Below are 12,873 nucleotides of genomic sequence, written 5' to 3'. Positions count from 1 at the left end.
ACTCTTTTTGCGGAATCCGTCCGTCGCAACACCTGCGTTGTAGGGTTTCGGGTGAAGCTGTACCGGGCGCGAATTGCGACTTTCGTGACGGTTACCATGATCCGTTCGGGCTCGCGCCTGTGAAAGAGCGGTGCAGCGGACGAAGGAAGTAGAAGAGGAAAGTAACGGAAGTGGAGGGTTTGGTGCCCGGACAGACGCGCGTCTCCGTGCGCGGCAGTGAACCTGCACCACGGACGCGTCCGAAGAATCGGAAGGCGCAAATCGCGGCCGCTGCCGCGGAGGCGTTCAGCGAACGTGGCTACCACGCGGTCGGTATCGACGAGATCGCAGCGAAGGTCGGAATCTCCGGGCCGGCCCTCTACCGTCATTTCCCCACGAAATACGCGCTGTTCGTCTACACGGTGAACAACCTGACGCAGGCGTTGTTGGATGCCAGCGATCCAGCGGTGCACCGAAACGAAGATCCACGCGAGCAGTTGAACTCCACGATGGTGGGTGTCATCCGCGCAACGATCGAGAATCGGCGCAGGGGAGGGCTCTACCGTTGGGAGGGGCGCTACCTGGTCGACGAGGATCGTGAGCAATTGCGGGTGGGAATGCGCACGCTCAATCTTCGGATCGCCGAACCGCTTGCCGCAGTGCGTCCCGAACTCGATCCGGCCGATGTAGAGCTGATCGCACCGGCCGTGCTCAGTGTGATCGCCAGTATCACCGGACACCGATCGGCGTTGTCCGCCAAGCAGATCGAAGCGCTGATTCTTGCGGCATGCTGGTCTGTCATCGGCGTCGAATTGCCCGTTGGTGAGGAGGATGGCGCGAGGGTAGTGGCGTCCGAACGCAAACCCGGCCTCGCCCGGACGTCGAAACGTGAAGTGCTGCTTCAGGAAGCAGTTTTGCTGTTCTATCAGCGCGGCTACCACGACGTGAGCATCGAGGAGATCGGTGCCGCGGCGGGTATCAATGCGTCGAGCGTGTATCGGCACTTCGCGAGCAAGGCCGACCTACTTGCTGCTGCATTCCACCGGGCGTCCGATCGTCTGACGATGACGTTGGGTTCGGCCTTGGCGGAGTCGGAGACTCCTCTCGCGGCCGTCGAGACGTTGGCGAAGTTGTACGTCGAGGTTTCATTCGGGACCAGCGAACTGTTGGCCGTGTACTTTGCCGAGATCGGCAGCTTGCCGGATCGATCACGGACCGAGTTGCGCAACATTCAGCGGCTCAATGTCGAGGAGTGGGCGCACCTGTGCGTCGAGGCACGGCCGGAGTTGACGATCGTCCAAGCGCGGTTCCTCGTCCATGCGGCGCTCGGACTGGTCTTCGACATCGGCCGTATCGTTCACTTTTCCTCCGAGAACTCCGCGCAGGCGCGCGTCGAGAAACTGCTGTCTGCGACGCTCCTCGGGTAGAGCAGTCCGAAACAGTAGGTGTGACTTCACGTATCGCGGGTAGGTTCGTGATCGCAAGGCGTTCACCGAATCATGTGAAGACGGAAGTAGGGACAGCAATGCCAACTCGTACCGCACGCACCGCCTGGAACGGCACCCTCGAGGCCGGATCGGGACAGGTGGAACTCACCAGCTCGGGCGTCGCCACCTTCGATGTGTCGTTCCCCAAGCGCGCAGCTGAGGAGGCCGGTGGAACCACCAGCCCCGAGGAACTCATCGCCGCGGCGCATTCGTCCTGCTACGCGATGCAGTTGTCGGCCCTGATCGCCGAGGCCGGCGGAACCCCGCAGAGCCTCGACATCACCGCGGACGTGTCACTCGGCCCCGACACGGTCGGCTTCAAGCTCACCGGAATCAAGCTCACCGTTCGCGCCGAGGTCGACGGCCTCGACGCCGACGGTTTTGCCAAGGTTGCCCAGGCGGCAAAGGAAACCTGCCCGATCAGCAAGGCACTGACCGGCGTCGACATCACGTTGGACGCGGCCCTGGACTGATCATCTCGTGCTCGGGCGCCCCCTCCGGCGCCCGAGTGCGGTGGTGTGTGACGACCAGGTAGCTCGCGAACAGTATCGGGAGCACCCACAGATCCGAGGGATCGCGAAAGACCACGATCGGCAAGAGATCTCCGCGGAATCCTCCTGCGGTCAGGCGGAGAAACCCGATCACCCACTCGTACGCGTCGCCGATCGGCGGTACCACCTTCACGGCGGCGAAGCCGATTCCCGTGACTGCGATGGACCAGGCGATCGCTGCTCGCCCCACCAGGCTTCGCCTGAGCACCTCGAGAACCGAGAGAAGAAGCAGGGGAAACAGGAACACACCGGCGACGTCGGACAGCTTGCCCGTCATCGTGTTCCCGAAGGCTCCTTTGAGTACGTGGTCGTTGACCAAGATGACGGCCACCGAGACCAGCGCCCACGGACTCAGCAGCAGATCGCCCGGACGGTTCACGACAGGTTGATCGTTGCCGAGCCGGACGAGAACAGATCGCACTTGAACTGAAGGCGCAGACTGGCGGCGGCTTCGGGGACCTCGTACGCCAATTCGCCTCGCTTGGCAGCGCCCGGCGCAAGTTCTCCGTCGACACTCGACGTGCTGCTGTCGGTGAACGTGATGTTGTACGACTTGTTTGCCGAGTCCTGCAGTTCGAAGCACATCATCGACGAGACCGTCGACGGCTTGTCGCTGTTGTTGGTGACCTCGGTGTCGACGACGACGTAGCGGTTTCCGGGATCCGCGGTGATGAACTGATTGGTCGAGACGTAAGGATCGACAACGCCGTGTACCTGGACGCGCCAGTCGCCCAGTTCGACGACGTCACCGATACCGAACGCAGTTGCAGGTGCGGCGGACGAACCGTTGTCGTCGACCTTCTTCGCTTCGTCTGTTTCGCCCGAGGCGATGGTGGCGAACAGGGCTGCGCCGACGGCGAGGAGGGCGAGGGGAGTGCGGAGTGATCGCATGATGTGCGCCTTTCGAGAGTTGGTATGGCACAAGTCAACGATGTGGGGACCGCTCACCGCTTCAGTCGAAAGATCGGGGCGCCTCATCCTTTCGGTCGGAGCTTGACTGTTCGTCCACCCGTTCGGCTGATTCGAGGCGTCGGTGGCGGTCGATACGCTTGCTCGGTGATCACCACCAAAGGAACTGTTGTGCGACGACGCGTGTGGACTACCGCCGCCGTCGCGTTCAGCATCTTCTGTTCGATCATGACGGTGGGCATCGCCGGCGCGTCGGGCAACATGCCACCGGTATTGGTCGGGATCGGGTTCGTCCTGGGTGTGGCCGGTGGGATATCGCTTGTCTGGCGACATCAACATCCTTGGGTGGTTCTGGCGATCACGCTTGTCGGCCCGCTGTTCTTCCCCACCGATGCGACGGCGGCGCTCATCGCGTTGTTCGCCGTTGCTCGGATCGCGCGTGGGCCTAGGCTTGCAGCCGCTGCGGCAGCTGTCTTCGTCGTCTGCGGAATTTCGTTGACCTACGACGCTTTTCGAAATCGTGAGTACTCCGTTCTCACGATGGGCACCGCGAAACCCAAGGACGGTTCGGCGGTCGTTCAATATGACATCGCCATCTGGATCCCGTGGCTCGTCGCAGCCGTCATGGTCGGCATCGTCGTGGCGCTCTCGCTCCTGATTCGGACCAGAACCGAGCTTGTCGAGGCCGAGCACGTACGGGATCTGGCCACTGAGAAAACAGACGTGATGCGCGACGAGATGATTCGCACCGAAGAGCGAACGCGGATCGCTCGCGACATGCACGACACGATCGCGGCCAGTCTGAGTCGGATTTCGTTGTTCGCCGGTGGGTTACAGGTCAGCGCGGCAGACAATCCCGAGAAGGTCGTCAACACCGCTGCGATGATCAGAACCACCGCGCACGAGGCTTTGGACGAATTGAAGGGAATCGTCGGAGTGCTCAGGGGAAGCGGTGACCGTCGCGAACACGGCGGGCATCAGGGGATCGACGCGATCGGTGATCTGGTCAACAGCGCACGCGCGGCAGGCATTCACTGCCGTCTCGAATCGGAGTTGCTCCCGGGTGATGTCGGAATGTTGGCGGGGCACGTCTGTTATCGCGTCGTGCAGGAGTCGTTGACCAATGTCCAGAAGTACGCGAGCGACCAGATGCTCGTCATTTCGGTCACCGGGTCGCCGCACGACGGAATTCGCATTCTTGCACGCAACAAGCTCAGCGAGCTTGCACCCATGACGTCGATCGGTTCGCGATCAGGTCTACGAGGGTTGGCCGAACAGGCGCGAGAGATCGGCGGCAAGGTCGAGGCAGGCGCGCTGGGGGACGATTTCCTCGTCAGTTGCTGGGTGCCCTGGTCGTCGTAGCCCGCCTAGCTCTAACTGTCGGGGTCACTGGGTAATCTGAGCGCACTATGGACGCTGACTCGCGCATCACAGTTTTGATCGTCGACAACGACGCCTGGGTTCGGCGCGGGATGAAGGACATCCTGGAAGCAGCGTCGGACATCGTGGTGGTTGCCGAGGCCGAGGACGGCGATCAGGTCGCAGCCAAGGTCACTCGTTTTCGTCCACATGTGGTGTTGATGGATCTGAAAATGGCACGGGTGGGCGGCTTGGCGGCCACCCGAGAACTGATGACCATGAGCAATCCGCCGAAGGTCATCGCGATGACGGCCTTCGATGTCGACGACATGGTCGTGCAGGCAGTCGAGGCGGGCGCGCACAGTTTCCTGAGCAAGGATGCGGCGCCGGAGGCGTTCCAGCAGGCAGTACGGGTGGTTGCGTCGGACCACTCGTTGTTCAGCTCCGATTCTCTACGCGCCATCGTGGCCTCGTCGCCGCGTCGGCAAGCACCCGACCTCACTCCGCTCGCTTCGCTCACCGACCGCGAGCGTGAAGTGCTGACAATCCTGGCGACGGGCGCTGCCAACAGCGTCATCGCGGAACGGCTGTACCTCGGTGAGACCACCGTCAAGACGCATATCTCTTCGCTGTTCGCCAAGCTCGGCGTGCCCAACCGGGTGAGTGCGTCGTTGATCGCGTTCCGGTGTGGCCTGGTCACGTGACTCGGGACTAATCCCGCCCCTGTTTGTTGTTGCACCTTCGGTGACTGATCAAATCTTGATTGACCAAGACGTGACCATCGAAGTGTGGTCGGACGTTGCTTGTCCGTGGTGCTACATCGGAAAGACCAGGTTCCTCTCGGCTCTGGATCGTTTCGAGAACAAGGACCGCGTCAACGTCATCTGGCGTTCGTACCAGCTCGCTCCGGAGACTCCGGTGGGAGAGGGACGCACCGAACTCGACGCCCTGGTCGAGATGAAGGGTATGGCGCCTGATCAGGTACGTCAGATGTTCGCCCACGTCAGCGCGACGGCGGCCGAGGTCGGGTTGACCTTGGACTTCGACACCGTGATCGCCGCCAATACCTTTGACGCGCACAGGTTGCTGCATCTTGCGGGCGATCGGCAGAACGAACTCCTCGAAGCGCTGTTCAAGGCTCACTTCAGCGACGGCAAGGTGATCGACGACCGTGAGGTGCTGGTCGAGCTGGCCGTGAGCGTCGGCCTCGACGCCGATGTCGTGCGCGAGCAACTCGACTCCGATGCCGCAGCGGAGGCGGTACGCGAGGATCTCTCCATGGCGCGCCAACTCCAGGTCAGCGGCGTCCCGTTCTTCGTCGCCAACCGTGCGGTCGCAGTATCCGGCGCTCAGCCCGAAGAGGTGTTCTTGCAGTTGCTTACTCAGGCCTCCGAACCGGCCTGAGTACGGCGAGCGGCACGAACTGCCGGCGCGTTCGAGAACGGCAACAGATGTGCGCCGTCGTCAGGGCAGGAAAGCGTGACCTGTGCTGCATCGACGAACCGGTACGGCTGCGCCGCAACAACTCCGGCAAGGTTCTTTCGCAGACGCGACATCTCGGCCCGCGCGGTCACCGTGCGGGCCGGATCCCCGAACAGATCCTGCGCCAACCGAGATGCCGTCAGTCCGCGCCTCTCGGATCCGAGGAGGAACAAAATCTCCGCATGCCGCTGGGTCGGGGAGTACGCCCATTCGCCCAACCCCGACGTGACGGTCACCGACATGTTCTCGGAATCGCGCAGATCGATATGCACCGTGGGGGCGGTGATTTTCTCGCCGGTGGTGATCGGCCGAACCAGCCACCCGCCGGGAAGCGGATCCAGTTCGCACAGGCCCAGGGCGGGGAACCACGTCCTGCCGGGAGCCAAAGCTGCGGGGAGCAGCACGCGCGAGCGGTGGGGTAGCGCGTCGACCGCCGCTACCCAGCCATGGGTATCGATCACCAATGCAGGTGATCCGCTCCGTGCAAGCATCGGTCCTGCAACAGAACGTAATTGATCGAGATTGTCCCGATGCTTGTCGCGCAGGTGTGATTGGGCAAGACGTGCGACGGCGTCGACCAGAGCCAGTGTGGTGGGGTGGACGGTCTTGGCGGGACCACTGATGTCGACTACGCCGATGACCCGGTCGTCCCGCGGATCGCGGATGGGTGCCCCAGCACAGGTCCACGGATGATGGCTGCGCGCATAGTGTTCCGCCGAGAAGATCTGAACCGCCTGACGTGACACCAGTGCCGTTCCGATGGCATTGGTGCCGACGCTGTCCTCGGCCCAGTTCGCCCCTTCGACAAATCCCAGCCTCGCGGCCTGGTCCAGTACACGATGGGACCCGCTGCGCCACAGCACAGTTCCGCGAAGATCCGCGACGACCATGATGTTCTCACCGCTCGCGGTGACCGATTCGAGTCCGCGCGTGACGTCGTCGAGCACGTCGTACAGTCCGGACTCACGGCGGCGAAGATCGAGTTCGGCCACGTCCATGGACGGTTCGACCCGGTTGTGCTCGGGGTCGATACCGAGTTCACGCAGGCGCTGCCACGATTGGCGCACCACGTCCCGGGGGCGGGCCGGTGCGCGGTCTCCGGCCATCGTCGCGTCGTACACCGCGGCGAGGGTCCTCGCGTAGTCGCGAGGATCCTCACCGGGCGGCATCGCGGGCTCGGGCAACCGCTTTTTTGGCGAAGGCGCCGTTTTCAGTGAAGACACCGTTTTCAGTGAAGACACCGTTTTCAGTGAAGGCACCGCGGTCAGCGATAAACGAGGCCGCCGTCGATGAGACCGGCCTGCCCGGTCATGTAGTCGGAGTCGGGCCCGGCCAGGTACGAGACGAATCCTGCTACGTCGTCCGGGGTTTCAGCGCGCCCCAGAGCAATTCCGCCGACGAACTTCTCGTAGGTGGCGCCCTCCGGCGCACCGGTCAACTCGGCGAATCTCTTGTCGATTGTCACCCACATGTCGGTACCCACAACGCCGGGGCAGTACGCGTTGACGGTGATTCCGTCCGATGCGTATTCCTTGGCCGCAGCCTGTGTGAGTGCTCGGACCGCGAATTTTGTTGCGCTGTAAACACCTAACATGGCGAACCCGTCGTGGCCGGCGATGGACGACGCGTTGATTATCTTTCCGCGCTGACCGAGCGCCTGGAACTTTGCCGCTGCGGCCTGAATTCCCCACAGGACGCCGTCGACGTTAACGCTCCAGATTTTGGAAACCTCTTCCGGCGTCGCGTCGGAGATCGGGCCGACGAGAGCTATTCCCGCGTTGTTGACGATGACGTCGAATCCGCCCAATTCCTGGTGTGCGTGTTCGACGGCTGCGTTGACCTGCGCTCGATCGCTGACGTCGGCGACAAACGTGGTTGTGCGACGCCCGATCCGTCGAATCTCGTCGGCAACCGCATCCAGTTTGGTCTGGTCGAGGTCGACCAACGCGATGTCGGCGCCGTCGTGGGCGAGGCGGAGTGCGATTCCGCGTCCGATGCCTTGGCCGGCGCCGGTGACCAGTACTACCTTGCCCGTGATGCTCATGCAGTTTCTCCTCGTAAGCAGTGAACCGGTTGCCTGGGAACCGATGAGTGATTTGTATGTGACGGCGACCACAATGCGGAAGGGTTGCACCGTGTTGCAATTCCGGAAAATCGGACGGCGCTTGCAACCCTCGGCAACCCTCCCGGTGCCCCGCGCGACAGCTTCATAGTTGCGCCACCACTTCGCGAATCATCTTGCGAGACAATCTGGGAGAGGGAACATGACCGCTACAGTCGACACACCCACAGAACCGGCGACGCCGAGTCGGCAGCCGTCACGCCGCTGGATCGGGTTCGGGATCGCCAACCTCGTGATCGTTCTCGTGCTGGCCGTGGCGAGTTGGTACCTTCTGGCCGATCCGACCACCAGTCCGTGGAATTTCTACCCATTGCCGTTCAATGCGGCGCTTTTCTGGGCGATCCTCTTTGTGGTGTTCATCGGCTTCAACTGCGAGTTCGCCGGCTTCGATCGACTTCCGCAGCCGGTGAAGGGCCTGGCGATCATGGTCGCGACCGCGGTCTTCGCCGTCGTGGTGACGTGGCTCCTGGCAAACGGCTTGGGGAGCCTGTACCCGGATTTCGCGGCCGATCGTGAGGGCGGCCTCGGATATTTCGCGGGTGCGCTGTTCGTGCTCTTCGGCTTCGGGACCTGGGTGATGGTGGTCCTGAACTGGCAGCATTGGCCGTGGACTTCCCTGGGGATGAAGCAACCGCTGGTGGGGTTGTGTGAGATCGCGTTTGTCGCCGTCCCGACGTTGGCGCTCTACTTCGTGTTCGGCCTGCCGTCCGTGTCGCTCTCCGCCACCGATCCGTTGATGACCGTCGACACCGTACTCGGGTGGTTCTACTGTGTCGTGGTGGTCGTGATCTTGACCGGCCAGACGCTCGACAACTGGCCGTGGAGACTGTTCGGCGGCGGCGGAAAGACGGCACTCGCAGCCACCGTCGGCAACTTCGCCTTGGGAACAGGCTTGTACTTCGTGGCCATTCCGGTCGTGAAGGCGCTGTTGGGAAGCGATGCCGTTGCCGAATTGGGCGGCGTGGTGCATCAGTTCCCGGCGCAGCTCGGTGTGTGCTGGGCCTTCTGGATGATCTTCTGGGCCAACGCCTTCGGTAACAAGCCGACGGGTTTTGCGGACGGGGTCAACTTGGCGATCCGCGCGGTGCTCACGTTTGCGCTGGCGGTGGTGACCTTCTTGTTCTACTACCGTTTTGCGGCAGAGCACATTCTTCACGAACCGGCAGTCGCCGACGGATTGCACGGCAATGCACTGGGTTTCGTGGACTGGGCCGTGCTGTGGACGTTGTTCTACGTCGTCGGATTTCAGTCGCTGGGACTCGGCAAACTGAAGCCTGCCGAGGGGTGACCCGGTTGCCCGCACGACAGTGCGGGCAACCCGACTGCGGTCAGCTCGCCGCGGCAGACGCAGGCTCTGCGGGTATTTCGATCCGGGAAGACATCTTTCGAAACGGAATCGACAACGCGATCGCTGCGGCGATCAATGCGGCCCCACAACTGATCAGCAGGCAGATCCGGAATCCGGCTTCCGACGGCAGAGTGTGGTCACCCACCTGGACGGTCATCTGCGCGAGAACTACACCGATGACAGCGGCGCACATCGACGTGCCGATCGAGCGCATCAAACTGTTGAATCCGTTGGCGGCGGCAGTGGCAGACGGCGGTACCGCGCCCATGATGAGGGCAGGCATGGCGCCGTACGCAAGACTGATGCCGGCGTTGGCAATACAGGCGACGATCAGCAGTCCCCATGTCGAGCCCATCAGCAGCATCGAAGACCCGTACCCGAGGGCGACCACGAGGATGCCCGTGAGGAGTGTGAACTTCGGTCCGCGCAGTGCGGAGAGCCGTGCGCCGAGCGGTGACACCGCCATCATCACGAATCCGGGCGGAGCCATCCACAATCCCATGGCCAACATCGACTGTCCCATGCCGTATCCCGTGGACTCGGGCAGTTGCAGGAGTTGCGGGATGATCAAGAACTGTCCGTACATCGCGAATCCGGCTGCAACGGAGGCGAGATTGGTCAGTAGCACCTGTGGCCTCGCAGTGACACGTAGATCGACGAGAGGCTCGTCGGTGCGTCGTTCGAACCAGATCCAGGCGACAAGAACGATGATCGTTGTGGCGAACAAGCCCACGGTGGTGACGCTTGTCCAACCCCAGGTGCCGCCCTTCGATACGGCCAGGAGGAGGGAAACCAGGCCGACTCCGAGCCCGACCCCGCCGACCAGGTCGAACCGTCCGCCGGCCTCGTGTACCGGAGTTGTCGGAACGAAGAACCAGGTCAGGATCAGAATCAGCACACTGAGCACCGCAGATCCCCAGAAGAGAGCCCGCCAGCTTGCATTCTCGGCTACCACCGCGGCGATCGGCATACCGAGTGCACTGCCGATTCCCATCGACGAACTCATCAGTGCGATCGCAGAATTTACCCTTTTCGGCGGAAGCAGATCGCGCAGCGCGCTGATACCGAGCGGGATCAGGCTGGCGCAGGTGCCTTGCAATCCGCGACCGATCACCATCGGAACGACCGAATTGGCGGTTGCGCAAATGATCGATCCGGCAATGAGCGGGATTGTGAAGATCAGAATCATCTGTCGCTTGCCGTACAGATCGCCGAGTCGACCGGCTATCGGAGTGGCGACGGCGCCCGCCAGCAGAGTTGCGGTGACGACCCACGACGCGTTCGATGCCGTCGTGTTCAGCAGTTTGGGTAGATCTGCGATCAACGGGACGACAAGCGTCTGCATGAGTGCGGCGACGATGCCGACGAAAGCCAGGACGACGACGAGTCCACCAGGTCGGACGCCGGGTGCTGACCGCTCGGCGGTAGCGCTCACACTTGGCATGCGTGTCTCCTGTGCGGGTCGAGGGTGGTTGGCGATGCGAAGGATTCGCATCATCGAAGCGGTTTGAATCGTACATACCGTTGCATACTTCAACTAGTTTTGTGATCGAGGGATTGGTCACAGTGGTTCGGATTGCAACAGGCTGCAACGCTTGTGACCGGGGCCACTTATGCGATGTGCTGTGTGTCACATTCACAAACAAGGAGAAGTGATGACGCAAACCATCGATTCCGCAGTCGCCCCAGAGGTGAAGGCGACGGCGGTGACACCTCAGGAGCGCGTCGACGCCTGGCTGGCGGATTTCGAATCGGCACTCGCCGCTCGTGACATCGAGCGTGTTGCAGGCAAATTCGCGCTCGACAGCTTCTGGCGAGACTTGGTGTCGTTCACCTGGAACATCAAGACTGTCGAAGGTCGCGAGCAGATCGCCGACATGCTCTCCGAACGTCTGGACGACACCGATCCTTCAGGATTTCGGACCACCGAGACACCCGACGAAGCCGACGGCGTCACGTCTGCCTGGATCGAATTCGAGACTGCTACCGGGCGTGCGCACGGGCACCTTCGTTTGAAGGTAGATGATCGGCGGGCAGGAGCGGAGCGACCCGGGGAATATGTCGCTTGGACTCTGCTTACGTCGCTGCAAGAATTGAAGGGGCACGAAGAAGGCAAGGGCACTCGCCGGCCGCGGGGAGCGAAGCACGGTGCAGATCCGAACCGCGTCACGTGGGCCGAGCAGAAGGAGATCGAGGACCGCGAACTCGGTTACACCACACAGCCTTACGTCGTGATCGTCGGCGGCGGCCAGGGCGGTATCGCGCTCGGCGCCCGGATGCGTCAGCTCGGAGTTCCGGCCATCGTGATCGACAGCCACGAGCGACCCGGCGATCAGTGGCGTGGACGTTACAAGTCCCTGTGCCTGCACGATCCGGTCTGGTACGACCATCTGCCTTACATGCCGTTCCCGGACAACTGGCCGGTGTTCGCGCCGAAGGACAAGATCGGTGACTGGCTCGAGATGTACACGAAGGTCATGGAGGTGCCGTACTGGAGTTCCACGACCTGCACGTCGGCGTCGTTCGACGAGAAGGCCCAGGAATGGACCGTCGAGGTCAATCGAAACGGCGAGAAGCTGACCTTGCGTCCCAAGCAGTTGGTGATGGCGACCGGTATGTCCGGCAAGGCCAACGTTCCGACGTTCCCCGGCCAGGACAAGTTCCTCGGCGATCAGCACCACTCGAGCAAGCACCCCGGACCGGATCAGTACGTGGGCAAGAAGGTCGTCGTGATCGGGGCCAACAATTCCTCGCACGACATCTGCGGCGCTCTGTGGGAGAACGGCATCGACGTCACGATGGTGCAGCGCAGCTCGACGCACATCGTGAAGTCGGATTCGCTGATGGATCTGGGCTTGGGTGATCTGTATTCGGAGCGCGCCCTCGCTGCCGGAATGACGACGCACAAGGCCGATCTCACGTTCGGTTCGCTGCCGTACCGGATCATGCACGAGTTCCAGATCCCGGTGTACGACGCAATCCGTGAGCGCGACAAAGACTTCTACGATCGCCTCGAGAAGGCGGGCTTCGAGCACGACTGGGGCGACGACGGTTCGGGCCTGTTCATGAAGTACCTACGACGTGGCTCGGGTTACTACATCGACGTCGGCGCTGCAGAACTGGTTGCCAACGGGGACATCAAGCTCGCGCACGGCAACATTCGTGAGCTGACCGAGAACAGCGTGATCCTCGAAGACGGTACGGAATTGCCTGCCGACGTCGTGGTCTACGCGACCGGCTACGGCTCGATGAACGGCTGGGTGGCGGATCTGATCGGTCAGGACACCGCTGACAAGGTCGGCAAGGTGTGGGGCCTCGGTTCGAACACGACCAAGGACCCGGGGCCGTGGGAAGGCGAGCAGCGCAACATGTGGAAGCCGACGCAGCAGGAAGCGCTCTGGTTCCACGGCGGCAATCTGCATCAGTCGCGGCATTACTCGCTGTACCTCGCGCTGCAGTTGAAGGCGCGCTACGAGGGCATTCCGACGCCGGTGTACGGGCTGCAGGAAGTGCATCATCTGAGTTGAAAACTATTGCTGTGCGCCTTTATTAACCGCGGGAGGTTAATAAAGGCGCACAGCAGGTTCAGCGAAGGGGGGACTTATTTTACACCGAGGCGGGGTTGGTGTGTGTAGT

At 62.3% G+C, this 12,873-nt stretch carries 12 protein-coding genes; 7 read left to right on the top strand and 5 right to left on the bottom strand.

Annotated features, from left to right (window positions below; genetic code table 11):
* Nucleotides 1-182: 182 nt before the first annotated feature.
* Together ACFQ6H_RS10715 and ACFQ6H_RS10710 are read left to right on the top strand one after the other, a co-directional pair.
* Nucleotides 183-1,406, top strand: a complete 1,224-nt coding sequence (locus tag ACFQ6H_RS10715) for a TetR/AcrR family transcriptional regulator (protein WP_378645991.1) — start codon at nucleotides 183-185, stop codon at nucleotides 1,404-1,406.
* A 98-nt stretch (nucleotides 1,407-1,504) separates the two neighbouring features.
* Complete coding sequence (locus tag ACFQ6H_RS10710; RefSeq protein ID WP_003945839.1) at nucleotides 1,505-1,939, top strand: OsmC family protein; 435 nt, start codon at nucleotides 1,505-1,507, stop codon at nucleotides 1,937-1,939.
* Here ACFQ6H_RS10710 and ACFQ6H_RS10705 read toward each other — a convergent pair.
* On the bottom strand, nucleotides 1,914-2,396 hold the full coding sequence (locus tag ACFQ6H_RS10705) for a hypothetical protein (RefSeq protein WP_378534924.1): 483 nt from the start codon (nucleotides 2,394-2,396) through the stop codon (nucleotides 1,914-1,916). The genes ACFQ6H_RS10710 and ACFQ6H_RS10705 overlap by 26 nt on opposite strands.
* The gene (locus tag ACFQ6H_RS10700) at nucleotides 2,393-2,908 is read right to left on the bottom strand and encodes a DUF4352 domain-containing protein (protein WP_378645989.1); all 516 of its coding nucleotides are present in this window, start codon (nucleotides 2,906-2,908) and stop codon (nucleotides 2,393-2,395) included. Before ACFQ6H_RS10700 ends, ACFQ6H_RS10705 begins: the two co-directional genes overlap by 4 nt.
* Nucleotides 2,909-2,932: 24 nt before the next feature.
* On the opposite strand from ACFQ6H_RS10700, the gene ACFQ6H_RS10695 reads away from it, so the two are divergent.
* The 3 genes from ACFQ6H_RS10695 to ACFQ6H_RS10685 all read left to right on the top strand — a co-directional run bounded on the left by ACFQ6H_RS10695 (nucleotide 2,933) and on the right by ACFQ6H_RS10685 (nucleotide 5,689).
* Entirely contained in the window at nucleotides 2,933-4,288 is a 1,356-nt protein-coding gene (locus ACFQ6H_RS10695; RefSeq protein ID WP_378645987.1) for a sensor histidine kinase, read from the top strand.
* 47 nt (nucleotides 4,289-4,335) lie between these two features.
* Nucleotides 4,336-4,989, top strand: coding sequence for a response regulator (locus ACFQ6H_RS10690; RefSeq protein ID WP_378645985.1), 654 nt, complete (start codon nucleotides 4,336-4,338; stop codon nucleotides 4,987-4,989).
* Between the two features lie 70 nt (nucleotides 4,990-5,059).
* Nucleotides 5,060-5,689: a DsbA family protein gene (locus tag ACFQ6H_RS10685; RefSeq protein WP_378645983.1), complete on the top strand. Its 630-nt coding sequence runs from the start codon at nucleotides 5,060-5,062 to the stop codon at nucleotides 5,687-5,689.
* On the opposite strand, the gene ACFQ6H_RS10680 is transcribed toward ACFQ6H_RS10685, so the two are convergent.
* The gene (locus tag ACFQ6H_RS10680) at nucleotides 5,668-6,936 is read right to left on the bottom strand and encodes a GAF domain-containing protein (protein ID WP_378536151.1); all 1,269 of its coding nucleotides are present in this window, start codon (nucleotides 6,934-6,936) and stop codon (nucleotides 5,668-5,670) included. The two genes, ACFQ6H_RS10685 and ACFQ6H_RS10680, sit on opposite strands and share 22 nt — an antisense overlap.
* Nucleotides 6,937-7,031: 95 nt before the next feature.
* Nucleotides 7,032-7,811, bottom strand: a complete 780-nt coding sequence (locus tag ACFQ6H_RS10675) for an acetoin reductase (RefSeq protein ID WP_378534928.1) — start codon at nucleotides 7,809-7,811, stop codon at nucleotides 7,032-7,034.
* 220 nt (nucleotides 7,812-8,031) lie between these two features.
* On the opposite strand from ACFQ6H_RS10675, the gene ACFQ6H_RS10670 reads away from it, so the two are divergent.
* Complete coding sequence (locus tag ACFQ6H_RS10670; protein ID WP_378645981.1) at nucleotides 8,032-9,177, top strand: hypothetical protein; 1,146 nt, start codon at nucleotides 8,032-8,034, stop codon at nucleotides 9,175-9,177.
* Between the two features lie 40 nt (nucleotides 9,178-9,217).
* Here the strand turns inward: ACFQ6H_RS10670 and ACFQ6H_RS10665 are convergent, their stop codons facing one another.
* Nucleotides 9,218-10,681 (bottom strand): MFS transporter, encoded by a 1,464-nt coding sequence (locus tag ACFQ6H_RS10665; protein ID WP_378645979.1) that lies wholly within the window; start codon nucleotides 10,679-10,681, stop codon nucleotides 9,218-9,220.
* Between the two features lie 211 nt (nucleotides 10,682-10,892).
* Here ACFQ6H_RS10665 and ACFQ6H_RS10660 point away from each other — a divergent pair, with 211 nt between their 5' ends.
* Complete coding sequence (locus ACFQ6H_RS10660; protein WP_378645977.1) at nucleotides 10,893-12,764, top strand: NAD(P)-binding domain-containing protein; 1,872 nt, start codon at nucleotides 10,893-10,895, stop codon at nucleotides 12,762-12,764.
* Nucleotides 12,765-12,873 lie beyond the last annotated feature (109 nt).

The organism is Rhodococcus sp. NPDC056506, from assembly GCF_042794945.1.
Taxonomy (GTDB): Bacteria; Actinomycetota; Actinomycetes; order Mycobacteriales; family Mycobacteriaceae; genus Rhodococcus_F.
The sequence above is the reverse complement of the archived record's forward strand: the minus strand, read 5'-3'. Positions and strand labels throughout refer to the sequence as shown.

What these genes read in the sequence shown, in the direction of transcription:
- ACFQ6H_RS10710 (WP_003945839.1), top strand. Translation starts at nt 1,505, where the DNA reads ATGCCAACTCGTACCGCACGCACCGCCTGGAACGGCACCCTCGAGGCC.
- ACFQ6H_RS10700 (WP_378645989.1), bottom strand. Translation starts at nt 2,908, where the DNA reads ATGCGATCACTCCGCACTCCCCTCGCCCTCCTCGCCGTCGGCGCAGCC.
- ACFQ6H_RS10695 (WP_378645987.1), top strand. Translation starts at nt 2,933, where the DNA reads ATGGCACAAGTCAACGATGTGGGGACCGCTCACCGCTTCAGTCGAAAG.
- ACFQ6H_RS10690 (WP_378645985.1), top strand. Translation starts at nt 4,336, where the DNA reads ATGGACGCTGACTCGCGCATCACAGTTTTGATCGTCGACAACGACGCC.
- ACFQ6H_RS10680 (WP_378536151.1), bottom strand. Translation starts at nt 6,936, where the DNA reads ATGCCGCCCGGTGAGGATCCTCGCGACTACGCGAGGACCCTCGCCGCG.
- ACFQ6H_RS10675 (WP_378534928.1), bottom strand. Translation starts at nt 7,811, where the DNA reads ATGAGCATCACGGGCAAGGTAGTACTGGTCACCGGCGCCGGCCAAGGC.
- ACFQ6H_RS10670 (WP_378645981.1), top strand. Translation starts at nt 8,032, where the DNA reads ATGACCGCTACAGTCGACACACCCACAGAACCGGCGACGCCGAGTCGG.
- ACFQ6H_RS10665 (WP_378645979.1), bottom strand. Translation starts at nt 10,681, where the DNA reads ATGCCAAGTGTGAGCGCTACCGCCGAGCGGTCAGCACCCGGCGTCCGA.
- ACFQ6H_RS10660 (WP_378645977.1), top strand. Translation starts at nt 10,893, where the DNA reads ATGACGCAAACCATCGATTCCGCAGTCGCCCCAGAGGTGAAGGCGACG.